Raw genomic sequence first — 23,462 nt, 5'->3', positions numbered from 1 at the left:
AATTCTTATGAGACACCCTTTTCATTAAGCCAGTATTAAATTTTTTGTCCATCACCAAGTTTAATAACTCTTGCATTTCCTTCAAAAGTACCGGTCACATTCCTTGTATCAAAAACTAGTGATGCATGAGTTAAAATTTGCTCTAAAGGTATTTTAGAGTGATCAGCCAAAATAATGACACAATCAGATTGTGATAAAAGACTATCTGTTAAATCAACACTTGTAAATAACTCATCTCCAATTTTTATAGAAGGAATATATGGATCATGGTACAGAACGTTTGCACCTTTTTGCTTCAATTTATCGATAATCAATAAGGATGGTGAATCACGGGTATCTGCTACGTCCTTCTTGTATGTTATGCCATAAATTAAAATAGTAGAGGAGTCAAATGGTTTCTGGTCTCCCAGCATTTCTTCGGTCCTATTTACAATATAGTCTATGATTTTTTGGTTAGTTGAATCGGATAATAAAATAAATTCACTATTAGTATTTAACTGTTGTAATTTCCATTGAAGATATAGCGGATCAACAGGAATGCAGTGTCCGCCAATACCGGGACCAGGGTAATATGGTGTGAATCCATATGGTTTCGTTGCAGCAGCTTCTATAACTTCCCATATATCGGTATTTAACATATCACTTAAAATCGCCATTTCATTTATAAAGGAAATATTAATAAATCGATAGGTATTTTCCAATAATTTCGTTAACTCAGCTGCTTCAGATGTAGAGACTGGTACTACTTTTTGATATATGTCGCCATATAAAGAGAGGGCTTTATTTTTACATTCATCTGTTATTCCACCAACAACTTTTGGTATTTCATCTACTTTATATTTTTTGTTTCCCGGGTCAATTCTTTCTGGTGAATTTGCCAAGTAGAAATCGATTCCTACTTTTAAACCGCTTTTTTCTAGGATTGGCAATAACACTTCTTTTGTTGTACCTGGAAAAGTGGAGCTTTCTAAAATAACTAATTGGCCCTTTTGGAGTCTCTTTTGAATAGCCTCTCCGGCACTTACGATAAAACGTAAATCAGGCTTATGCTCAGTAGTTAGTGGTGTAGGCACACAAATAATAATTGTGTCCACTACTAATAGCTCATCAAAATTGGTAGTTGCTTTAAAGCGATTGCTCAGATTGGCTTTTTGTAGTCGATTATCAGTAATATCTCCTATATAGCTCTTCGCATTATTTAAGGAAGTAATTTTTGCTTCATCTAAATCAATCCCTATAACATCATATCCCTTTTCCACAAGCATGATAGACAACGGAAGTCCTACATATCCTTGACCAATCACGGCAATTTTATTGTTCATTAACCTACCACCTCGTTTCTAAATATAAATTCCTTTTACACTATTCAAAGAATGGGAGGCAGGGATAGACAAACAACACCAAATGTGGAAAAAAGGCAAATGCATTGATTTAAGTGTCATAGAATGCACTAAAGGGACAAATAACTAATAGGGCGTTTGCTGATAGAGCAAATATAAATATAGGTTTTTAAATCATTATGGGGAGAAAGTATAGAAAAACAAAAATATAGTGTTTCCTGCCGTGACTTTATATAATATCCGCTCATAAATTATGGAGAATATAAACTTTTTACTAATTAAAATGATCCTAATGGCATGAGTTCATTATGGACCAAGATTATTTTATGTAGAGTCAGGGAGATGAATTATGATTAATCTAGTAGACTTAGGGCGTCAATTTCAACATGTTAAAGAGGAAATCTTACTTGAGATTGAGAAGGTAATTGACAGTGGTAACTATATCTTAGGATCGAAGGTGGAAGAACTTGAGAAAAAAATAGCGGAGAAACTAAATGTTACAGAAGCTGTTTCCGTCGCTAATGGTACAGATGCGCTTGTGCTTACATTAGAAGCACTTGGAATCGGTAAAGGTGATGAAGTCATCACAACGCCATTTACGTTTTTTGCAAGTGCGGAAAGTATATCACGTATCGGGGCGACACCTGTTTTTGCAGATGTGAATCCACATACATTTAACCTTGATCCTTCTGATATAGAAAAAAGAATTACTTCAGCGACAAAAGCAATTATTCCTGTTCATTTATTCGGGCAACCTGCAGACATGGACGAAATAAATAGCCTGGCTAAGAAGTATGGTCTTCTGGTTATTGAAGATGCTTGTCAGGCATTCGGATCCACCTATAAGGGAAAACCTGTAGGAAGTCTTGGAGATGCAGCTTGTTTTTCCTTCTTTCCGACGAAAAATTTAGGAACGTTGGGGGATGGGGGAATAATTACTACCTCTAATGTAAAACTTGCAGAAAATCTCAGGAAACTGCGCGCACACGGAACAACAAAAAAATATTATCATGACAGGATTGGGTATAATAGCAGATTAGATGAATTACATGCAGCTATTTTACTTGTAAATTTAAACAAAATAGAGGAATGGAATTCCAAGAGAAGAGAATGGGCGGAGCGTTATAAGAAATTCCTTTCGGGTGCCGCTCATATCCAATTACCAATGGAAGAAAAGGATCGGAAGCATATTTATCATCTGTTCTGCATTAGGTCCAAACAACGTGAACAAATAATGAAAGCCCTCAAAGCTCATGACATACAAACGGGAATCTACTATCCGTGCTGCCTCCATCTACAGGAAGTCTATAAAACCTTAAATTACCAAGAAGGAGATTTTCCTGTAGCGGAATCTTTATCTAATGAATTATTTGCCATTCCAATGCATCCTTATTTAACAGAAAGCGAGCAGGATTATATTATTTCCATTCTTCTTCAGGATGGAGGTAACTAAATGAATATTCGGTTTGGCTTAGTTGGTTGCGGGTTTATTTCAAAAAATCATTTGCATGCATTATCGAAATGCAAACAAGCACAGTTATCTGCTGTAAGCGATATTGAAAAAGTAAGAATGGATGAAGCAGTCAAATATTATCAATCGGAAGTAAATTCACTGGAATATGTTCAATGTTACGAGGATTATGAGGAAATGCTGAAGAGTCCAGAAATAGATGCGATTATTATCGCTACTATTTCCGGTTTTCATTATGAAATGTGCAAAAAGGCTCTTCTTGCCGGTAAGCATGTCATTCTTGAAAAGCCGATGGCATTATCAATAGAGGATGCAGACAATTTAATAAAAATCGCAAAACAACAAAATAGAAATTTGATGATATGTCACCAACTGCGATTTCGACCTATTATGAAAAAAATTAAATCTGTCATTACGGATGGGAAAATAGGTAAGCCGATTTTGGGAGTTGCCTCGATTCGAATTAACCGTTCCCTAGACTATTATAAATCTGCATCATGGAGAGGTAGCTGGGAAACGGATGGAGGTATGCTTATTAATCAAGGGATACATTTAGTCGATTTACTTCAATGGTTTTTAGGTGATGCAAAGTCAGTTTATGGTGAAATTAGCAGTCATACCGATGTAAAGGAAACAGAGGATGTGGCCGTTGGCATTATACAATTTCAAAATCAAGCGAAAGGAATGGTTGAGGCAAATATAGTTACTCAGCCTAATAATCTCGGATATTCATTATCTATTTTTGGAGAAAAAGGAACGATTTCTGTGGATGGCCGATCATTAAATAAGATTTCGCGGTGGTATATCGAAGGAGAGGATGCAGATCCCGCTGCTTTGTCTAGTCTCTTAGAGGATACGAATGAAGAGGTTTATATGTATGAGAATTTTATAGAATCAATAAATGACCAGGAAAAAAGCCTATTAATAGATGGAGCCGAAGGAAAAAAAGCCTTAGAAATCATTTTTGGCATATATGAATCATCGCGAATCAATAAAACGGTTTTCCTTCCACTTGAATCATTCTCCACTGCAGAAATGGCTAGAAAGGAGGAAACTGAAATATGAAGTTCACAAATGTTTTAGTAACTGGAGGAGCAGGGTTTTTAGGTTCACAGCTCGTGAAGAAATTACTGCCGATTAGTAACCATATATATGTAATCGATGATCTTTCAACAGGGAATAGGGCTGCAGTTCCGCTGTCTGAAAAAATAACTTTTTATGAGGATAGTGTAACGAATGGACGTATTTTAGAGGAAGTATTGCCAAAGGTGGAATATATTTTTCATTTCTCCTGTAAAAATCTCGTTCTTTCTGTAAAGAATATGGATGATGATTTTCATACGAATCTGTACGGCGGTTACTTGCTGCTCCAAAAGGCACAAGAATTTTGCCCTAATCTAAAGAAATTCGTCTATGCATCTACTACTTCCATCTATAGTGAATCTCCTATTTTGCCAACACCTGAATCCTATTACAATATTAAACTCCCATATGCGGCAAGTAAATTCTCGATGGAGCATTATTGTCATGTGTATTATGAAATGTATCAAATGCCAATCACTATTTTGCGTTTTTCCAATGTTTACGGACCTGGTCAGCTTTCATCGAATCCATATTGCGGAGTGGTGGCAAAGTTTTTCGAAGCTGTGGAACATAATGAATCGATGATTATCTATGGAGATGGAACGCAAACAAGAGATTTCACCTTTGTAGAAGACGCCATGGATGCCGTAGTAATCGCTGCTAGTTCGGAAAAATCAATCAATCAAGTATATAATGTTGGAACAGGTGTAGAAACGAGTGTATTGGATCTTGCTAAGGCAATTAAGAAAGTGACAAACCATGAGAATATTAAGTTGAAATTTGAACCAAAACGAAGAGTGGATGTAGTACAGCGCCGTTGTATACATGCTGAGAAAATTAAAGAAGAGTTGCATTGGCATAACCGCCATTCGTTAATTGATGGGTTAGTAAAAACCTACATTTGGCTTAACGGTGGTGAGGATTAAAATGAAAATATTTCATGGCACTATTGAAATCGCAGGTCAGATGGGTATTCTTAGTAGTGCATTAAAGAAAAAGGGGTATTATTCCATAGGCTATAATACCTTTCATAGCTATCTTGGTTATGAGGATTGCTTAGTTAATACGGATCAACCCGGAATCGAAGAAAAGTTTGAAGAAATTATTGACACCTTTGATCTTTTTCATTTTCACTATGGCAGCTCACTTTTCACCGATTTATCAGATCTGCCAGAGCTTAAGAAGAGAAAGAAGAAAATGGTTATGCATCATTGGGGGAACGATGTGAGGTTCCATGAGCAAGCAAGAATTCATAATCCATATGTTTACACAGGAGATTCGCCTCCGAATGAAGAAATCCATGAAAAGCTGATGAAAATTACTCCATATATTAAAGATGCAATTGTCCAGGACTACGAAGTTTATGATTATGTAAAGGACTATTACGAAAAAGTTCATGTGTTGCCGATTGCCATAGATTTAAATTTCTTTCAGCCGAGTTATCCGTCTTTAGAAAAAAAACGGCCAGTTTTGTTACATGCTCCAACTAATCGAGAATTTAAAGGCACGATTCATGTTGAAGAAGCAATTGAAAAACTGAAAAAAGACTATGACTTTGATTATGTAATAGTGGAAAAAATGAATCATGAGGAAGCGATAAATCTTTATAAGGATGCGGATATTATTATTGATCAATTCTTATGTGGATCTTATGGACTTTTTAGTGTAGAAGGAATGGCCCTCGGAAAACCCGTTCTAGCTTATATTCGTCCAGACCTTGCAGCAAAATTTCCATCCAATTTACCTATCGTAAATAGCAATCCGGATACATTATATGATAATGTAAAATTCCTTCTAGATCATCCCGAATTACGCCAGGAATTAGGGATAAAAGGGAGGAAATATGTGGAGAATGTCCATTCACATGAAGTAGTGGTAGAGAAATTACTCGATATTTACTGCCAATTAGAGGTATAAAATCCGCCATATAAAATGAACAGTGCACGAGAGGGTTAAAATCCTCTCGTGCACTGTTTATTTTGTAAAAGTTTATGCGGGGAAAGCAGCAGTCGGATAAACCGGCGTATAAGTCTTTCTGGTAAAGGAGTATAGAGCAATGTATTCATCAAGATTGTTTTCATAAATTTCACGCATTGTTTGGTTTGGAAACTGATATACCAATAAGCTCTCATTCATATAATTATTGTAAATTCCATAATTTAGATAGTCGTATAAATGTCTTTCTTTGAACATATCACCTTTCCCAAAGAAGATTTGCATTCCTATACGATAATAATTTGCAAAGACAGTTGAATTGGCTATCCATGAAAAATCATGGCCGGAATTTCCATAGAAATTAGGATTTGTGCATGATGCATCAAAACCAAATTCCTTCCAATCCACACACCCGCAAGAACCGTACTGTTGTAACCACAAGGATAGCAACCCATTACTGTGGATGAAATTGTTAACATTTTTCACAAGGTTTATATCATTGCCACTTATAGAAACCCTTTGCCACACGAAGCCCTTAAAGGTAAGGAACTCATGAAGTGATGTAGATTGGTCCCACATATTTTGAAAAGAGGAAATCCACCATTTTACCGCTTCTTCTCGATCCTCCTCATTTTTGAAATTAAGTTCTCTGCCATCTACTAATCCAAAATTAGTTTGGGATGGATTTGGATATGGGATTGTTACCCATATATCTGTTTTAAAACCAGGCTTTGTATTGATAGCAAGAGCATCTAAATTATAGTTACTTACAAATAAATTATTGAGAGCAATTTGCCAATCTTCTTTATCTGCCAATTCGCCAAAATCTGCATACATTGGGTGAATATAATGGCCTTCTCTCCCGTTGATTGGATTGAAAATGAATCCTCTAAACAATCGATCTGCTGAACGACCATTCACTAAATATGACTGATAAGGTTTTAAATCTGTCGTTGACCATAGAACTTTACCGGTATCTGAATTTTCCCCGTAAGGTAAAACACATATGTGATTTTGGATGCCGAGCTCCTTAGCGGTCATATATCCGTTTTCCACCAAAAAATCCCTCCATTTATTTAAATTCCGTATAGTATATGTAAGGAAATATGAATTCGTATAGTCACTACTCTATTAGTGAATTCAACCAAACAAAAATTTATGTCATGAATACAATATAGAGGAAGGAGAGATCAATATGAAAATAGTTCATGCACCTACTGAAATAGCAGGTCAAATGGGAATTCTAACCCAACAATTAAGAAAAGAAGGTCACAAAGTAGCTGGATTCAACGGGTTTCACACTTTTCTAAATTACAAAGAGGGCATCATTAACACAGATGGATTTGAGGTATTGAAAGAATTCCAATTCCTCTTAGACAATGTGGATATTTTCCATTTTTATAACTCTAACACGTTTTTAACGGATTTTATTGATATTCCTATGTTAAAAGCAAAGGGAAAAAAATTAGTGATGCACCATTGGGGCAGCGATGTTCGTAAAGATGGAATGGTAAAGGAATTAAATCCATACCCGCTGCCGCCAACTTATTACACAGATGAAGAAATAGATAAGCAGCTTACGTTTCTTTCACAATATATTGATGTAGCAATAGTACAGGATTATGAGGTATATCAATATGTAAAAGATTATTATAAAAAGGTATTTATTCTGCCACTTGCTTGTAATGTAGATGACATTCAACCTGCCTATCCGTTAGTTACGAACAATAATCCATTAATCATTCATGCGCCGACAAATCGAGAATTCAAAGGTTCGGATTATGTAGAAGCAGCTATAGAAAAAATTCAAGGGAAAGCTCCGTTTACGTATCAAGTTCTGGAAAAGGTATCGCATGAAACTGCGATGCAAACTTATATGAGCTCAGATATTATTATTGATCAGCTGTTATGCGGATCTTATGGCATGTTAAGTGTAGAAGCCATGGCTATGGGGAAACCGGTGGTTGCTTATATTAGAGACGATATAAAAAGTCATTTTCCTGCGGATCTTCCAATCGTTCAAGCTACCCCTGATAATCTTGATGAAGTATTGTTGAATTTAATTCAAAATCCGACATTGCGAAATCAAATTGGTATTGCAAGCAGAGCATATGTTGAAAAGAATCATTCTGTTAAAAACGTTGTAGATGAGCTAATCAAAATTTATGAACAACTATAAAAAAATATGGTCATAAATTCATAGGTGAAAACTAATTTGCTTTGGTAGTTAAAAGGAGAATGTTCATGGTTAACAAATCTGTGCGACTAGGAAATAATGTAGAGATAGGGGAAAATGTAGTAATCGAAGACAATGTATTTATTGGTGATAATGTTGTGATTGGGCATAATGTAGTGATCAAAAAGGATACGATTATCGGAAGTGGAGTCCAAATTGGTGATTTAACTATATTGGGAAAATCAACTTCTTCGAACAAAAAAATGGCAAGGAAGCCTGAAAAAAACCTTTCTCCTTTAGTCATAGAAGAGGATGTTACAATTGGATGCAATAGCGTCATTTACCGTAATGTTCAATTGAAAAGAGGAGTGTTCGTAGGAGATTTATCAAGTATCCGTGAAAAGGTGGAAGTAGGGGAAGATAGCATTGTCGGTCGTAATGTAATGGTCGAAACCAACACTCAAATTGGCCAAAGAGTGACGATTCAAACTGGCTGCTATATTACTGCTGACATGAAAATAGAAGATGATGTATTTATTGGTCCTTGTTGCTCGAGTTCGAATGACAAGTATATGGGTATGGGAAATTTTGAACATCAAGGACCAATCATCAAGAAAAATGCAAAAATCGGAAACAATGCGACGTTGCTGCCAGCTATCGTTATTGGAGAAAATGCTATTGTTGGAGCGGGAGCAGTCATTACAAAAGATGTTCCTGCAGGTAAAACCGTTGTTGGTAATCCAGGAAGGATCATTCGTTAACGCCTAAAGTTTCATATATTTTTTTGCCATATATACAAATAAAAAAGTCATCTGAAGAGTATGCCCTAAATTTTTTTTTGTAACTTATTGTTTAGATAGAGATTGGTAAATTTCGAGTACTTTCAGGCTATTTTTGTTCATGTCGTGATATGCCTCTGCATATTTGCGCCCTTTTATGCCGATTTCCTGCAACTGATCTTGGTTTTTTAATATACTTTCCAATACTTTTGTAATCGTATCCGGATTTGCTGAAATGATCGGTAAATCATTTGGATAGTTCTCTTTCATAAAATCACTAATCCAGCATATGACCGGCTTTCCCATCGCCATAGCTTCCACTGCTAAAAGCCCGTAACTTCCTATATGAAGCTGGTCAATAATTAAATCTGCTTCTTGATAAATTTTCATCGCCTCTTGATGGGACATTCCTTGAATTAATCGAAAATCAAAATGGTATTGTTTTTTTAGAGTGTCAATAGCTTTCAAAATATACTGTGTTCCTTTTATATAAGGAGAAGTAGGGGCATGAACAATTAGTGGTTTTTGACTTCTCTGATTTCGTTTGATCGGAACGTATGAGTCTAAATTAATCATTGATGGTATAACAAATACATTTTCATAGTAATCTTTCACATATTGATACAATTCCATATCTGGAACAATGCAGTGCTTAATAGAATCAGACAAACTTGTTAACATATAGTGTATCTGATTTTCGTTTTGATTTTTAACTAGACTATACGGATTGTTTTCCATTGCTTTAGATAATAATCGTATATCACTTCCCCAATGTTGCATGATTACAGGTTTTTCATATTTTATATATAATGGGAGGTCGGAGTAATCAAACGTCATGCTTGTGCCGAAATGGAAATGAAAGAGATCAAATTGTGGGAGAAATTGTTCAGCAAGTTTTTTTTGTTGTTGATTTAATAATGGAGAACTTCTAAAACCAAGCAAAGACCATTCATAGTCCGACTGGTAATTTAAATAATATGGATAATAATTCAACGTTTTGGAGTAAACGCCTATCTTTGATAAAGCGTCCGATAATGTATTCATTTGATTAGCAATTTCAATTGTTCCTTGCATGACTCTAAGCAGATGATTTGAAGATTGTGATGCTGTTTGTGGGTTAATTTCATCTTCATAAAGATTTGCAGGAATAATATTGGTAAAATTTTTATTTTCGAAGCCAAGCTTGCTTAACTGCTGAAAGTAATGATCAGCTTCCTTATTCCTCCCTAGAATCTTTAAGATGTCGCTCATCAATTTGTTCAAGCCAGGGTCATTTGGAAAGTCATAAAGTCCTCTCCATAACCAAAGCCAGGCATTATCAAAATTTTTTATTTTAATGAAATACAATGCGTTCAAAAAATAAACGTCGGAAGTTGATTTAGCATTTTGTTCTAATTGATCAATCAGTTGTTTAACCTTTTCTAATTCCTCTTGTTCTATTAAGTTTATAATTTTTTGTTTCATTTCCTCCATCTGTTTCTCACCTCTTGACATGTTAAAACATAAGGAATATATAATATACTTTTATCATATGAACAGGGGATGTGTATCGAAACGGTGAAGTGACATATAGAGCTTAATTTAACTTTTATTCACAACTGATGACCATATAAACCCCAAAAAAAATAACTCCCAGAAAATGTTTAGGGAATTATTCAACGTTTTATAATCCAAACTCTACCGGTTGGTTAATATTTGACTCCAACTCCTTACGAATCGTTTTCCTGTTGTTTAATTTTAAGTCGTGAATATTGCTTTAAAGATTAATGGATATATAGTAAAAAATAATAGTATATAGAAAGAATTATCCAATTATCATTGACATTTTTGGATTACCAATATATATTAATAATTACCCAGTAATAATATGATGATTCTGTAGCTCAGCTGGGAGAGCACCACCTTGACAGGGTGGGGGTCGCTGGTTCGAGCCCAGTCAGAATCATACACAAAACCCTGGAACCATAACGGTTCTAGGGTTTTTCATTGTGCGCCCGGCATGGGTGTAGTCTCTAGGGTGAAAGTCCCGAACTGTGAAGGCAGAAGTAGCAGTTAGCTTAACGCAAGGGTGTCCGTGGTGACGCGGAATCTGAAGGAAGCGAGCGGCAAACTTCCGGTCTGAGGAACACGAACTTCATACAAGGCTAGGTATCATTGGATGAGTTTGCAATACAAAACAAAGTCCTTTCTGCCGAAGGTGATACAAAGTAAATGAAGCAGATAGATGGAAGGAAAGATTGCACTCTTACCCGGGGAGGTCTGGTTGATACGCCAAGTACACTTGGTAACCTATCTAGTAATGGATAGCTGAACAATCAGAAGTCAGCCGAAGTCGTAGTACTTGGTTTGCTCGAGAGAATCAAGGAAGGACTGAACCATTTTAGGAGAACAAACACTCGGCAAACGGTTCTTTATGTATGAAAGCAGAAAATTCTTACGGAACCTACCTGAAAGGAAGAAATGGTGAATTCCATGGGGGACTTCGGGAGGGCTTAGTAAAGAACCCACTTAATGAGAATGTATTGTTCACGTAGAAAGGATAAATCTCAATGTTAATGGAACGAATGTTGTCACGGGAAAATCTTTTATTGGCATTAAAGCGAGTAGAAAAGAACAAAGGAAGTCATGGAGTAGACAATATGTCCGTAAAAGACCTACGAAGACATATTCTCGAAACGTGGGATACACTTAAAACATCCTTAATGGAGGGTACTTATCAACCTTCTCCTGTCCGTCGGGTTGAAATCCCAAAACCGAACGGTGGAGTAAGGTTATTAGGTATCCCAACCGTGACAGACCGTTTCATCCAACAGGCGATTACTCAGATTTTAACCCCTATCTTCGACCCGACTTTTTCAACACAGAGCTATGGTTTTCGACCAAACAAACGAGGTCATGACGGTGTTAGACAAGCGAAGAAATATATCGAAGAGGGATACCGATGGGTAGTCGACATGGACTTGGAGAAATTCTTTGATAAAGTCAATCATGATAGATTAATGCGGACTCTATCCAAAAGGATTCAAGACAGAACGCTCCTATCACTAATTCGGAAGTATCTACAGTCTGGCATTATGATTAATGGAGTCATAACGAAATCCGAGGAGGGTACGCCCCAAGGTGGACCATTAAGTCCTTTACTCTCCAATATCGTTCTAGATGAACTAGACAAAGAGTTAGAAAAGAGAGGGCACAAGTTTGTCCGATACGCAGATGATTGTAATATCTACGTAAAATCGAGAAGAGCCGGAGAGCGAGTAATGGACTCGATTACTACTTTCATTGAATTTACTCTAAAACTAAAGGTGAATCGAGAAAAGTCAGCTGTAGACAGACCTTGGAAAAGAAAGTTTTTAGGTTTTAGCTTCACATTTCATAAGAAACCGAAGGTGCGGATGTCAAACCAAAGTATTCAACGTGTCAAGAAACGGATACGAGAATTAACTTCAAGGTCAAAACCAATTCCAATGGATTATAGAATAGAGAAGCTGAATCAATATTTGATTGGCTGGTGCGGATATTATGCATTAGCAGATACACCCACTATTTTCAAAGAATTAGACGAATGGATTAGAAGGCGTCTCAGAATGTGCCAATGGAAAGAATGGAAGAAACCAAAAACCAAAGTAAGAAAACTCATTGGATTAGGGATTCCAAAAGAGAAGGCATACGAATGGGGAAACTCTAGAAAGAAATATTGGAGAATAGCCAGAAGCCCAATCCTACAGAAAACCCTCACAAACTCCTATTGGGAGATGCGAGGGCTGAAGAGTCTTTATGTGAGATATTCTCAACTACGTCAGACATAAATGGAACCGCCGTATACGGAACCGTACGTACGGTGGTGTGAGAGGTCGGGGGTTAGTCACCTCCTCCTACTCGATTTCGTTGATATTCTACAAAAAGAGCATTTAATGACGAATTGTTGACGAAATATTTAAATGCTCTTTTTTTGAGGTGAAAAAACATTGTCCAATTTATTCGCTGCTTCCTTATCTGTAGTTTGAAGAGCATACCCATAAGTGTCCATAGTAATTCGAATATCAGCATGCCCGAAACGTTCCGAAATGATTTTTGCATGTACCGATTGATTAAAAGCGTAGCTGAAGTATGGCGTAAATCATTTAGTCGAATATACTGAACCTTCGTACGCTTAATAAAACTTCTCCAATCACGTTGTAGGTGTGGAAGGGAAGAAGTGCATACCCGTCTTCTTTACAAAAAAACCATTCAAGTTCTTTTTCAATTCAACTTTCACCAGATCTTAGTTTTTCAATGAGTATGAAACTTTTTCAATTCTTCAATTGGAAGGCGGTATATATACAATACGTTTAGATTTTTTGACTTTGTACCTTTAATAAGTGGCCTTCCGTTTTCACCTTTAACAATTACCTGTTTAATATTTATTGTACCTTTTTCAAGTTCAACATTGGCCATTCGAGTCCTAGCATTCACCACGTCTTAATCCAGCCGCTAAAGCCAAAGTGATGAAGATTCTCCAATAAAAAAACTCGTCTTGAACAAGAGTAAAAAGTTGTTAAACTTCTTTTTCATTGTAAACATTTGCTTCATGATCCTCATTATCTTTTGGCCTTTTTTCCACAGCTACTGGATTATATTTAATAATTCTCCAGTCAACGGCGCGCTGAAAAACGTTTCTTAATGCTATATAAATGTATTGTTTAGTTCCTACTGAAATAGGTACATCTTGCCCATCTTTTCTCTTGATTTGATTAAGAAAATTAATAATGTGAAATGGTTTTACTTGATCTAACGTTTTTCCTCAAAAACCGGCAATATGTGATTGCGTAAATTAAATTTATAATTATCTAATGTACCTGAGAAAGTTCATCTTTTGCATACCTGATTTCCCTCTCCTTTACGAATTCATATTTGTGAATAAATACAAGTTAATCGCCTCATTGTAGGCATGTTCTGTTAATGGTTTAATAGAAACTCCAACCATCGGAAGGAGGTATAAAACTTTTAAAGTATAATTTTATTTTCTTATTCCTTCAATTTCACAAGTGGCTATACATCGACATGTTTATGTACATCTAGCATAAGAAAATAACTCGTAAATTTAATTTAGGATGGTAAAACTAAGAAGAAACGTTAATCTTCTCAAAAAAATAATATGAAAAACAAACGTTTCCAGCTTTATCAATTTAATATTTATATTTCGCGTAAATGGAGTTTCTCCTTCAATTAAAGGAGTACATCTTTTTTCGCGTACCATTAAAAAAATATTTGAGTTAGATTAGCCAAGATTTACTTTTGTACCTATATAAAATTTTGGTTTTCAGTAGAGCAGGAAATAATGGTATGTGGACAATATGGATTATCCATTTTTAATAAACCAAGGCAAGATGATGTTTTTGTATTTTGCAACCATCCAAATAAATAAAAAGGAAACTAATAATGCAACTACTAACCCAAGCAATTTCTTAAGGTCTTTGATTAACATACAAATTCCCTTTAAAAAAGCATATTAAAAAGCTAGGATTCCTCTTGACAGCCTATTATTATATCATGGGAGGCTACCTTATGAGACTAAAAGACATGGAAATTAATCCTAGTACTATGAAACTAGAAATTGATATAATGGAACAAAAGGGAAGCTTTTCCATAGTTGTTTGTGACGGGAAGGCTAGGATTGGTCCTCTTCTGGAACATGGTAAAACGAAGATTATGACATATCAAGGAAAGATTAAGCGGATGAAGTGGGATGAGGGGGAAGAGTTTTGATTTTCAGCAATGCAGAAACGTACAAAAAATATTATTTACCTGTAAATATAGTGATTACATTTTTATTAATATGGAGTTTATATAAATTGCATTATTTTCATTTTTTTATAGGGATAATATACTTTTCGTTCATTATTTATCAAATTTTTTTCCTTTACAGAAAAAAAGGAGATTTTAACTCTATTAGATTTTTTTTTAAAATAATGAGAGAAATTACTTTCTGTCTATGGTTTTCTACAGCTTTTATTTATTTTAATACAACAGATAAGGTTTGGGTATGGCTAAATATATCTTTATGGTTTCTAATTTTAGCTATTTCCTACCAATATATAAGAATAATACTAAATACTTGGTGGAAATACCTAATCTTGTTTTTTTGTATGTTTTTTATCAATTTTTTCATTGCGGGATTAGGGTTAATTATTCTCCAAGAAGCGTATAAAATTAGTGATAGAGACATGTTTACTATTATTTATGTGTTAACGATATTTATACCGATACTATTAACTAGTTTGGAGACGGATGAATTAAGATTAAAAGTTATAAAAGTTGCAATTTACGCTTGGGTAGCTTTAATTACTTCCCTTTCTACAATTGTCTTTTTAATTAAAGACGATGTGGAAAAATTTATTTATAAAGACGTTATTCTTAATGAATTAAATATTAGAGATGAAAGGCATCTTGAAGATATCTTAAAAAACAAAAAAAATGTAGAACAATTTGAAAAAATGATTAATGAAATGAATTTATCAGAAAAAATTACTTTAAGAGGTGAGTCAGGAAGCTATTTGTCAAGTAAAGAAATTACTAGAAATATAATTTTGCAATTTAAAGAACAAAGTAGTGCATGGACTGAAATGTTATTTTCATTATTCTTTTTACCACATATTATTGGTGGGGTCTGGTGTACCTTTGTCGTAGAGCTGAAAGAAAAATATATTTTTTTTAGTGATATGAAAAATAAAAATATTTAATGTAGATTCGAGTGGAATTATTATTTAAATAATTTGATGCAGTACTTGGAAAAAAATGTGTTAATAAACGACCTAAAATTTAATGATAAATGGGATGAGGGGGAAGAGTTTTGAACTTTGTCTTAGGGTTTTTTGTAAACTGGACTGCAATTGGAGCAATAGCTTCTGCAATAGCCTCCACAGCAGCTTTAATAACTATCATCATTTCAATTAAGCAAAGTAAAAATAAAGATAAGGAAAAACATTATGGTGCTCAACCATGGTTTCATGCAACATCGATTGAACGAATGGGAGAAAAAGCTCCAGTAAAAATTATCGTTTTAAATGATGCTACGCCCACTATTAAAATTGATAAAGTTGAAATGATTGTAAAGGAATCTCAAGAAATAATAGAATTAAAATATAAGTATTTAAAGAAATCGGATCGTTTTATTGAAACAGGAAAATGCTTTGGAATAGAAATTCCGAACAAAGTATCACTCTTTGGAAGAGTAGCTTTTATTGAAATTCACTTTACGAATCTATATAAAAAAAGTATGGTCGCAAGTTCTCCGGAATTTGAATTTTATGATAGAGAGGGAATGGACACTCTATTATATATTAAAAAAGAAGGATTTTTGTACAAGCCTTTTAGTAATTCAATTAAATAATATGTTCTATCAGTCAACTGGAGGACACTAAACGAACGCAATTTAGTGTTTGTTTGGTGTCTTCTTTTGATGGTTGTTTTGAAATAGAATCTAGTCCTATATAACTAGTGTTTGATATAGTAGTAATATAGGGGAGTATTTCCATATGATATTGTTTGTTAGGAAGGCAAGAATAGTCCCATTACCGGAATCCCGGAATATGGTGAAACAAAGATTATTACACATCAGGGGAAGATTAATCGTGTGAAGTGGGATGAGGGGGAAGAGTTTTGAAACTATTAAAAAAGCTACTTAAAGAGGCAGAAGGATCTTCTGAATTAATATTTAGGAAAGTATTTCATGATGAAAAATCGAAGTTCGATGTCTATGATGGTGTAATTAAAGGATTTTTTGAAGATATGATCAAAAAGACAGAGGGTATTAGTTTTTTTGATTGAAAATGATAAAGTAGTTTTCAACTGATTCAATTGCCAGAAATATTCTGGAGAACTATGTATATTTGAAAACAATATTTTCTAATATTATAAACTATATGCATCATGGCCGGTAAATAGAATTTTGATGAAGAATCCCACCTTTCGGTGGGGTTTTTAAATTATTATAAATATCTCCGATATATTATTTGGGGGTGTTGATTTGGAAAAGATTGATTTTAGTCCATTTCATGGACAAATGAATCATATGGTTTTACAACTTACTCTATTATTAGGAATTCCATTAGTTATAGGATTAGTTGTTAAATGGATTCTCAGAATAATTAAGATACCAAACAGTATATCAAATATAATTTCAGTTCTAATATTCTTATATGTGTTTATTAAAAATATTGGTATTGTACTGGGATAATATTTGAAGGGAAATATCTCCTTTTGACAGAATCATATACAATGAAAAGCCCTAAACCTTTATTTTTAAGTGTTTAGGGCTTTTCATTTATCCATTACAATGCATTGTTTATTTTGTTCTAACTTACATATCCAGTTGTAATAAAATAGCAGTATCAGTAGTAATATTGGATCCACAATAGCAGATAGCCAGAGCTTCCACCAACCATTATGAAAGTATGCCCAAGGTTCAGGAATTAAAGTTATAGCCTCATATAATAAAATGAATCCTACAAAAATGAAAATATACATAAAGCGGATAAAATGCTTTTTCTCAGATGGATACCAGTTCAAAAACATTAAATTAACCGGGGGAACGATAAAAAGATGAGGAAGGAGTCCTTTCCAGTCTATTCCTTTCCCGAAATACCAATACCCGTGATATTTAAATTCAACGAATATATCGAAAGTTTGTTGGAAAGCAATCGTAAACATCCATATATGGACTATTTGACTTCTACTTAGTTTTTTATTAGTTAGGAATGCAGTTAAATTGAATGTAATAATAGCAATAGTTAATCCTATCATAAAATAATCCTTTTTACTTTTAGCATGGACCATTATGGAGAAATAATACAATTAATTCATCAACTAATATTTTGTTCTAATGGAGCACCAGTACATTTTAGGGTGAATGAACCGGATACTTGAGTTCCTTTAAAAGTAATTTCAGTGACTTTTTATAATATAATGCCAGGAATGGGTACTAAAAAATACTTAAGAGTAAAATAGTTTAAAATTAGGCCAATCACAATTTAATTAACATACGTTTCATTTTGATCTAATTTTCGTAACTAGCCACAATAATACAAACAAAATAGGAATGTAAATATACCCCAAGAAAAATCCCAAATCATTAATGATCGAATTTAAAATATCTATTTCCGATCTGGTTTTTATAACTATACATCCAAATAAGATAAGAGTACATAAAATGGGTACGCTATATTTTAGATTTAATTTAATCGTTCTTTTAAGTAATCTACCTGCACACCAAATGGACAAACAAATACTAGGTAATATAATTAAACACCAGTTTGCTATTCCGATGAATTCAAAACGCTCCACAACTGGTAATTTTACAATTTTATAAGCAGTTAAAGTTGGCCAAATTTCCTTTTTCAGTTCTGTTTGCGCAAAGAAAGCAAAGGTAAGGAAGGTCGTGAATAAATATAATATGGTCGTAAAGATGATGGAAAGTTGTCCCCATTTTCTTGCCTTATTTGGGCTTTTTATATATGGATAGAAAAGCAAGAGTGTCTCGTAACCCGAATTTGCTAATGACATGTTTTCGGCTGACTTCATTACATCACCCAGGGAATGATCAAAAACAGGTAAAAAGTGCCGGAAATCAGCAAAGTGAAGAGTAAATCCCTGGATAAATATAATATAGAACGGAAGAACGAAGGAAAAAAAGCGATTCCAACGATTGTTCGGATACCTCCGTGAATAATATAGATACATAATAAAAGATAACCGGCCGCAAACCAAAAATTACTTAAATTAGGGAACATCCAGACCTGTACGAATTCAATATAATTCCTTAAGATGGTTATCGCATACCATAAAAAATAAATAGCAATTAGAATATTGATAAGATTACCCAACCATTTTCCAAAAATTGTCCAATGAATATCACACATATCTCCATTTACCAATTCTAATTGTTTAAACATAAACCACATGATGATATTCATTGTTACTCCTGCAATAATTACCGATAGCCAAGCATCATATCCGGCAAAGAGAGCGATAAATTTTTGAAATCCCAGTATTCCTAAGCTTATTTGCATAGATTGAATAAGAAAGAAAATAAGAAATGGCGAGAATTTTATGTACTCAGGAATCGTTTGCGGCTGCATTTAGCTACCTCCAGCAGGTAAATCTTTATTATTTTGTCCGCACGAAGGTTAGTGTTACCAATTGAAGGGGAAATATGAGGAAAGAGCATATTAATATAGGAAATAACCGTGAAAGATAGAAAGTGTCAAAAAACACAATTCATTGACGTATTTTGTACGTCTTCGGATTGTGTTTTTAGAAATCATTCGGGCTTACGAGAATAGTGTCCGTGAACCATAGCCCATTCATTTTGATCGTTTTCATAGAAAACATCCGTTTCGCGTCTATGTGCTTCCCAAGGTGAAAGTTTTCTTATCTAATTGGATGAGACGGTTGACGGCAAGTTGGAACCGGCATGCGAGGAAGTAAAGTTGGTAACAGACATCATCGGTACCACATTTTTGGACAATGACGCATTTACCATCTGCGTATCATTATTGACAAGGTTTAAAGTTCCATCTTCGCGTCTATATGAAAAATGGCGGAGAAGTGTTACAGGGAATCTCAGGTCGGGACTTGCAGCCAAACTAGTCGTGAACAGCACACCATTCGTAACGAACAAACCTTTGTCCAATAAAATTCCCTGGTTAATGACAAATATTTTTGGCAAGATTATATATAAATAAATTCTACTCCTTAGACGAAAAAAATATAAACACAACTAAAAGAGATAAATACCATTTTAAAGGGTTTGCATTAATTTATAATGGAAAAAATTATTTTTATTAATAAGCAAATAAAAAGTCCAATTGGCATCAGAAATTGGTTAAGCATGTTGCAAATAACGTTTAAAGTAACGATTGGAGTGAGTACCAATGACAACTATCTTTGAAGCTGTAAAAGATTTTTTACAATTGAATTTGGATAACGAACCTAAAAATCCTTTACATGTTGGGGAAGTAATGAGTTGTTGGTATTATTTAGCCTTAATGGATGAAGCCACAATATATATCCAAATTGGACTAAATACTACAAGTGATGATGATGTCCTAAAAATTTTAAAGGAAAGCTTAAAGCAATGTGATACCCAGGGGACAAGATTTAAAGACTTCATGAAAAAGGAAGGGATACATCTTCCGCCAACTAGTGAGCAACGTCCAAACTCTGACCCAAATGGGGTTCCACTTGGAGTAAAACTTACACATGATGAAATCATGAATGGTTTAAGCATTAAGACTGTAGCGGCCATTACTACGTGTGCTACTTCTTTAAGTCAAAGTATTCGAAATGATGTAGGCGCATTATTTACACAGTGTATGTTAGAAAAAATGAAATTTGGATCTTCATTAAAGGATTTAATGCGAAAGCGAGGATGGATAAGAGTTCCTCCATATTATTATGCACCCGGACTACCAAAACAGTAGTACACATTATTTTATGTAATAGAGGCTGGGACATAACTAGCTTCAAATAGTGAGAAAGGTGAATTTGAGGGAACTCAAATTCACCTTTCTCTATTTTTGCGTTTAAATTTTCTATTACCTTAGTTGTTTGGCAGTGAATTTTCTTAAATTCACTGCCATTAACGCAAGGCCCATTTCGTTTTCTACCTTCGATTTTCCTCGTACAGAAAATCGAGCGAAACGCAAATTAGCCTTCAAGAATCCAAAAACTGGTTCCACATCGATTTTGCGTTTTCGATAGATGGCACTCGTTTTCTCTTCTGAAAGCTTCGCTCTTACATATTCTTTTTGCTGTTCCCATTTTTCATTCACCATTAGTTTTCGATTGTTGCCTTCTTTTGCTTTTGTACAGGATGAACGGAATGGGCATCCCGAACAGTCTTCGCACTCGTAGATTTTGAACTTCCGTTGGAAGCCTGTACGGTCATTTCGGACTGAATGATATTGATATTCAAGACGTTTCTGATTAGGGCATGTATAGGTATCTGTTTCTTTATCATACTTCCAGTTGTCGGGATTAAAAGTGTTTTGTTTGTACTTTTTCTTTTGTTCCTTCAAATACATATTATATGTAATAAGTGCTTCTCGTTTTCTTTTCAAAAGGATATCATTAAAGTTTTGTTCACTACCATAACCTGCATCTGCGACAATGTGTTTCGGTAACTCGAAATAATGCTGCTCGATCTCATCTAAAAATGGAATTAACGTACGCGTATCTGTTGGGTTTGAAAATAAACTATAGGCAAGCGCGTATTGGCCCTCCGTTGCGATTTGTACATTGTAACCAGCTTTCAATTGTCCGTTTTGCATATAATCATCTTTCATTCGCATAAATGTCGCATCTGGATCTGTTTTAGAATAGCTATTACGCGTGCCAAAGATTTCAATGTCTTGTTGGTATTTCTGTTTTCGCAGGACAAAATCAATCAACTGTTTTCGCACTTGTTTTGGGTATTTCCGTTCATTTCTTAAAGCTTTTCGTTCTGGAACGTCTGATGATGCTTCTATTTGTTTATCATACTCGGTTACGACATCGTCCACTTTTTGAACCAATTGAGCGAGTTCTTCCAATGATAACTGTTCATCGCTTTCACGTTCCATTTCAGGTATAATTTCATTTTCAAGCAGTTCATTGTATAGCTGGTTTGACTTTTCAATTAAACTTTGATGATATTTCTCAATCGATTTCTTCCAGACAAACGTAAATTTATTCGCATTCGCTTCAATCTTTGTACCATCGATAAAAACCGCTTCTTGATCGATAAGTTTTTCTTCGATCAATTGGCAACGAAATTGGACGAAACATTGGCGAATTAAATCTTTCACTTCTGATTGAACACGGAATCGGTTGATGGTGCGGTAGCTTGGTTGATAACCTTGAGCTAACCACATCATACGGATACTGTCTTTTAATAGGGCTTCCATTTTGCGTCCTGAAAAGATAGATTGCGTGTAAGCACATAAGATAATTTTAAGCATCATGCGTGGATGGTAGGCAGGGCAGCCATTATTTCGCAGAAATGGTTCGAACGCTTCAAGAGGGATGCTTTCAACTAAATGATGGACATGGAAGGCAATATCATTTTTTTGTAATTTTACTTCTAAATCTAAAGGCAAAACTAATTGATTCATGGTATAATTTTTAAACATAAGGATCCTTCTTTCTGTATAATTTTGTTGTGGTGACTTAATTTTATCAGAAGCGGTCCTTATTTTTATTCAAAAAATAATCAAAGCCGGTGAAATTTTACTTGTCGTAAAATTTCACCGGCTTTTTCATCTCAGAGGCGGGTTTTGTCCCAGCCTCTTTTCGTTTAAAATAGGTTATTCAGATTTTAGTAAATCATTTAATTCTTGGATCATAATTATAATCAATTATTTATTATTTGCTTTTTTACTTTCAAGCCGAAATAGTAGTTCGTTAGCCATTCTTTTATTTAATTTAAGCGTCTTGTTGTTTCCTATTTTATCCGCATATTTTTGAATCTTATTCATTTGTGTTATAGTTGGCGGCTGTGTTTCGATGAGTTTCTGATAATTTTGATATGCTACTTTCACTGCTGTATCAGGTGTCAATAAGTCAATGGTTTCGTAAATGGCGTTAACTGCATTGTCATATCCCACACCGAATCCCCCATCGGTTCCAAAGACAAATTTATCCGGATATTTTTCCATCAAAGGTATAAAGTCTTTCAATTTATATTGACTTGATTCATCATACTTTGTATATCCTGCAAAAAAGTCAATATAAAGATTATCATATTTTGCTAGCAGTTCCTTAATTCGATCTGGAGAATTTGCTACATTCGCATGTCCAAAGATGATATTTGTTTGAGGGTGTTCTGTTAATGCCATTTTTAAACCCTCAATAGGTGCTCCTCCCGGTGGATCGATATGAAGTAGTACCGGTACTTTATATTTTGCGGCGAGGTTATATATTTCACCTAAATTACCAGACGTAGGGTCCTCACCTTTCCAAGGCAGGATAGAAACAACAGGTGAATAAGTGGATGCTGCCGCAAGTTCACCAATCGCCAAGTACCCTTTTTCTAAGTTATCCTTCGTATATTTGATTCCCTCTTTATCATAAATATTAATTCCAGCAAAGGAAGGATATATGAGATCAGGCCGTAGTTTAAAATCATCCCAAGCTAAGCGATCTGTATTCATTGCGGCAGGCTCAGAAATATTTCCGAATATAACGGTTTTATCTACGCCTAGTTCCTCATATGTACTAGTTGGAAATTCAGATGCTTGATGGTTGTGGACATCTATTAATGGTAAGTCTTTGTATACCTTATATAATGGTTCATCTGATTTTTTATTTTTTCGCATTTCTTTTACTTTTTCTACCATATTTTCATCTGGCTTATACTCCGTTACAGTAACAATATTCACTTTCTTTTCAACATATTGATTCCCATCTACTTTATTATCACACCCATATAATAAACAACAAGCCAATAAAGAAATTGAAAACCCTCTTTTTAAACCATTCCATTTCATAGTGAAAAGCCCCCTTTATATATTTTTTTGCAAACGTTCCCGAAAACTTAAAAAACACCTACCTCAACCATATGAAGCTATTCTTGAAATATATTAACTATGTAATTTATTTAAATATTATTATAAGTCATTTCATTTTGCAATTCACTTTACGAAATAACTTTTAAAGGG

At 34.5% G+C, this 23,462-nt stretch carries 21 protein-coding genes, 1 tRNA gene and 1 pseudogene; 15 read left to right on the top strand and 8 right to left on the bottom strand.

What is annotated here, in order from left to right; genetic code table 11:
• Positions 1–35 precede the first annotated feature (35 nt).
• Positions 36–1,322 (bottom strand): nucleotide sugar dehydrogenase, encoded by a 1,287-nt coding sequence (locus NSQ59_RS18540; protein ID WP_055740748.1) that lies wholly within the window; start codon positions 1,320–1,322, stop codon positions 36–38.
• Positions 1,323–1,689: 367 nt separating this feature from the next.
• Here NSQ59_RS18540 and NSQ59_RS18535 point away from each other — a divergent pair, with 367 nt between their 5' ends.
• The 4 genes from NSQ59_RS18535 to NSQ59_RS18520 are packed head-to-tail and all read left to right on the top strand — an operon-like array spanning position 1,690 to position 5,811.
• The gene (locus tag NSQ59_RS18535; RefSeq protein ID WP_055740747.1) at positions 1,690–2,793 is read left to right on the top strand and encodes a DegT/DnrJ/EryC1/StrS family aminotransferase; all 1,104 of its coding nucleotides are present in this window, start codon (positions 1,690–1,692) and stop codon (positions 2,791–2,793) included.
• Complete coding sequence (locus tag NSQ59_RS18530; RefSeq protein WP_055740746.1) at positions 2,794–3,876, top strand: Gfo/Idh/MocA family protein; 1,083 nt, start codon at positions 2,794–2,796, stop codon at positions 3,874–3,876.
• Positions 3,873–4,820 carry an NAD-dependent epimerase/dehydratase family protein gene (locus tag NSQ59_RS18525; RefSeq protein ID WP_055740745.1) on the top strand — a complete coding sequence of 316 codons (948 nt, stop codon included), beginning with the start codon at positions 3,873–3,875 and terminating at the stop codon, positions 4,818–4,820. Before NSQ59_RS18530 ends, NSQ59_RS18525 begins: the two co-directional genes overlap by 4 nt.
• A 1-nt stretch (position 4,821) precedes the next feature.
• Entirely contained in the window at positions 4,822–5,811 is a 990-nt protein-coding gene (locus NSQ59_RS18520) for a glycosyltransferase family 4 protein (protein WP_055740744.1), read from the top strand.
• A gap of 72 nt (positions 5,812–5,883) precedes the next feature.
• On the opposite strand, the gene NSQ59_RS18515 is transcribed toward NSQ59_RS18520, so the two are convergent.
• Positions 5,884–6,885, bottom strand: coding sequence for a DUF4855 domain-containing protein (locus NSQ59_RS18515; RefSeq protein WP_152982398.1), 1,002 nt, complete (start codon positions 6,883–6,885; stop codon positions 5,884–5,886).
• A 139-nt stretch (positions 6,886–7,024) separates the two neighbouring features.
• On the opposite strand from NSQ59_RS18515, the gene NSQ59_RS18510 reads away from it, so the two are divergent.
• Both NSQ59_RS18510 and NSQ59_RS18505 read left to right on the top strand, forming a co-directional pair.
• Positions 7,025–8,008: a glycosyltransferase family protein gene (locus tag NSQ59_RS18510; protein WP_055740742.1), complete on the top strand. Its 984-nt coding sequence runs from the start codon at positions 7,025–7,027 to the stop codon at positions 8,006–8,008.
• 65 nt (positions 8,009–8,073) lie between these two features.
• Complete coding sequence (locus NSQ59_RS18505) at positions 8,074–8,766, top strand: N-acetyltransferase (protein ID WP_055740741.1); 693 nt, start codon at positions 8,074–8,076, stop codon at positions 8,764–8,766.
• An 84-nt stretch (positions 8,767–8,850) separates the two neighbouring features.
• Here the strand turns inward: NSQ59_RS18505 and NSQ59_RS18500 are convergent, their stop codons facing one another.
• Positions 8,851–10,248 carry a glycosyltransferase gene (locus NSQ59_RS18500; protein WP_244885877.1) on the bottom strand — a complete coding sequence of 466 codons (1,398 nt, stop codon included), beginning with the start codon at positions 10,246–10,248 and terminating at the stop codon, positions 8,851–8,853.
• A 408-nt stretch (positions 10,249–10,656) separates the two neighbouring features.
• On the opposite strand from NSQ59_RS18500, the gene NSQ59_RS18495 reads away from it, so the two are divergent.
• Both NSQ59_RS18495 and ltrA read left to right on the top strand, forming a co-directional pair.
• Positions 10,657–10,729: transfer RNA gene (locus NSQ59_RS18495), tRNA-Val, on the top strand.
• Between the two features lie 604 nt (positions 10,730–11,333).
• The gene (gene ltrA, locus NSQ59_RS18490) at positions 11,334–12,593 is read left to right on the top strand and encodes a group II intron reverse transcriptase/maturase (RefSeq protein WP_055737770.1); all 1,260 of its coding nucleotides are present in this window, start codon (positions 11,334–11,336) and stop codon (positions 12,591–12,593) included.
• A gap of 1,532 nt (positions 12,594–14,125) precedes the next feature.
• On the opposite strand, the gene NSQ59_RS18485 is transcribed toward ltrA, so the two are convergent.
• Positions 14,126–14,251 carry a hypothetical protein gene (locus NSQ59_RS18485; RefSeq protein WP_268888417.1) on the bottom strand — a complete coding sequence of 42 codons (126 nt, stop codon included), beginning with the start codon at positions 14,249–14,251 and terminating at the stop codon, positions 14,126–14,128.
• A gap of 80 nt (positions 14,252–14,331) precedes the next feature.
• Here NSQ59_RS18485 and NSQ59_RS18480 point away from each other — a divergent pair, with 80 nt between their 5' ends.
• The 6 genes from NSQ59_RS18480 (at position 14,332) to NSQ59_RS18460 (ending at position 17,002) form a co-directional block, all read left to right on the top strand.
• Positions 14,332–14,532, top strand: a complete 201-nt coding sequence (locus tag NSQ59_RS18480) for an XtrA/YqaO family protein (protein WP_055740739.1) — start codon at positions 14,332–14,334, stop codon at positions 14,530–14,532.
• Positions 14,529–15,506: a hypothetical protein gene (locus NSQ59_RS18475; RefSeq protein ID WP_340832392.1), complete on the top strand. Its 978-nt coding sequence runs from the start codon at positions 14,529–14,531 to the stop codon at positions 15,504–15,506. Before NSQ59_RS18480 ends, NSQ59_RS18475 begins: the two co-directional genes overlap by 4 nt.
• A 110-nt stretch (positions 15,507–15,616) precedes the next feature.
• A complete protein-coding gene (locus NSQ59_RS18470; RefSeq protein WP_055740737.1) occupies positions 15,617–16,156 on the top strand; it encodes a hypothetical protein in 540 nt (179 codons plus the stop codon).
• Positions 16,157–16,336: 180 nt separating this feature from the next.
• Positions 16,337–16,429, top strand: coding sequence for an XtrA/YqaO family protein (locus tag NSQ59_RS27980; RefSeq protein ID WP_367591793.1), 93 nt, complete (start codon positions 16,337–16,339; stop codon positions 16,427–16,429).
• Complete coding sequence (locus NSQ59_RS18465) at positions 16,426–16,593, top strand: hypothetical protein (RefSeq protein WP_161809269.1); 168 nt, start codon at positions 16,426–16,428, stop codon at positions 16,591–16,593. The genes NSQ59_RS27980 and NSQ59_RS18465 overlap by 4 nt, the downstream gene beginning before the upstream one ends.
• Before the next feature lie 199 nt (positions 16,594–16,792).
• On the top strand, positions 16,793–17,002 hold the full coding sequence (locus NSQ59_RS18460) for a hypothetical protein (protein ID WP_055740736.1): 210 nt from the start codon (positions 16,793–16,795) through the stop codon (positions 17,000–17,002).
• Between the two features lie 83 nt (positions 17,003–17,085).
• On the opposite strand, the gene NSQ59_RS18455 is transcribed toward NSQ59_RS18460, so the two are convergent.
• Positions 17,086–17,568 (bottom strand): hypothetical protein, encoded by a 483-nt coding sequence (locus NSQ59_RS18455; RefSeq protein WP_055740735.1) that lies wholly within the window; start codon positions 17,566–17,568, stop codon positions 17,086–17,088.
• Between the two features lie 243 nt (positions 17,569–17,811).
• Positions 17,812–18,833: pseudogene (locus NSQ59_RS18450) on the bottom strand (GerAB/ArcD/ProY family transporter).
• Positions 18,834–19,697: 864 nt separating this feature from the next.
• Between NSQ59_RS18450 and NSQ59_RS18445 the strand changes: the two are divergent.
• On the top strand, positions 19,698–20,246 hold the full coding sequence (locus tag NSQ59_RS18445; RefSeq protein WP_055740733.1) for a DUF3231 family protein: 549 nt from the start codon (positions 19,698–19,700) through the stop codon (positions 20,244–20,246).
• 114 nt (positions 20,247–20,360) lie between these two features.
• Here NSQ59_RS18445 and NSQ59_RS18440 read toward each other — a convergent pair whose 3' ends face one another.
• Both NSQ59_RS18440 and NSQ59_RS18435 read right to left on the bottom strand, forming a co-directional pair.
• Entirely contained in the window at positions 20,361–21,935 is a 1,575-nt protein-coding gene (locus tag NSQ59_RS18440) for an IS1182 family transposase (RefSeq protein ID WP_055741904.1), read from the bottom strand.
• A gap of 225 nt (positions 21,936–22,160) precedes the next feature.
• The gene (locus NSQ59_RS18435) at positions 22,161–23,291 is read right to left on the bottom strand and encodes an amidohydrolase family protein (RefSeq protein WP_055740732.1); all 1,131 of its coding nucleotides are present in this window, start codon (positions 23,289–23,291) and stop codon (positions 22,161–22,163) included.
• Between the last annotated feature and the right edge of the window lie 171 nt (positions 23,292–23,462).

Origin of the sequence: Margalitia sp. FSL K6-0131 (genome assembly GCF_038008735.1) — a bacterium.
Lineage (GTDB): Bacteria > Bacillota > Bacilli > Bacillales > Bacillaceae_C > Margalitia > Margalitia shackletonii.
This window is presented reverse-complemented; position numbering and strand designations above follow the sequence as displayed.

Bases quoted from the DNA above. Each gene is read 5' to 3' on its own strand.
- NSQ59_RS18530 (WP_055740746.1), top strand. From the start codon at position 2,794: ATGAATATTCGGTTTGGCTTAGTTGGTTGCGGGTTTATTTCAAAAAAT.
- NSQ59_RS18510 (WP_055740742.1), top strand. From the start codon at position 7,025: ATGAAAATAGTTCATGCACCTACTGAAATAGCAGGTCAAATGGGAATT.
- NSQ59_RS18520 (WP_055740744.1), top strand. From the start codon at position 4,822: ATGAAAATATTTCATGGCACTATTGAAATCGCAGGTCAGATGGGTATT.
- NSQ59_RS18535 (WP_055740747.1), top strand. From the start codon at position 1,690: ATGATTAATCTAGTAGACTTAGGGCGTCAATTTCAACATGTTAAAGAG.
- ltrA (WP_055737770.1), top strand. From the start codon at position 11,334: ATGTTAATGGAACGAATGTTGTCACGGGAAAATCTTTTATTGGCATTA.
- NSQ59_RS18500 (WP_244885877.1), bottom strand. From the start codon at position 10,248: ATGAAACAAAAAATTATAAACTTAATAGAACAAGAGGAATTAGAAAAG.
- NSQ59_RS18435 (WP_055740732.1), bottom strand. From the start codon at position 23,291: ATGAAATGGAATGGTTTAAAAAGAGGGTTTTCAATTTCTTTATTGGCT.
- NSQ59_RS18445 (WP_055740733.1), top strand. From the start codon at position 19,698: ATGACAACTATCTTTGAAGCTGTAAAAGATTTTTTACAATTGAATTTG.
- NSQ59_RS18485 (WP_268888417.1), bottom strand. From the start codon at position 14,251: ATGTTAATCAAAGACCTTAAGAAATTGCTTGGGTTAGTAGTTGCATTA.
- NSQ59_RS18440 (WP_055741904.1), bottom strand. From the start codon at position 21,935: ATGTTTAAAAATTATACCATGAATCAATTAGTTTTGCCTTTAGATTTA.
- NSQ59_RS18480 (WP_055740739.1), top strand. From the start codon at position 14,332: ATGAGACTAAAAGACATGGAAATTAATCCTAGTACTATGAAACTAGAA.
- NSQ59_RS18525 (WP_055740745.1), top strand. From the start codon at position 3,873: ATGAAGTTCACAAATGTTTTAGTAACTGGAGGAGCAGGGTTTTTAGGT.
- NSQ59_RS18540 (WP_055740748.1), bottom strand. From the start codon at position 1,322: ATGAACAATAAAATTGCCGTGATTGGTCAAGGATATGTAGGACTTCCG.
- NSQ59_RS18505 (WP_055740741.1), top strand. From the start codon at position 8,074: ATGGTTAACAAATCTGTGCGACTAGGAAATAATGTAGAGATAGGGGAA.
- NSQ59_RS18455 (WP_055740735.1), bottom strand. From the start codon at position 17,568: ATGATAGGATTAACTATTGCTATTATTACATTCAATTTAACTGCATTC.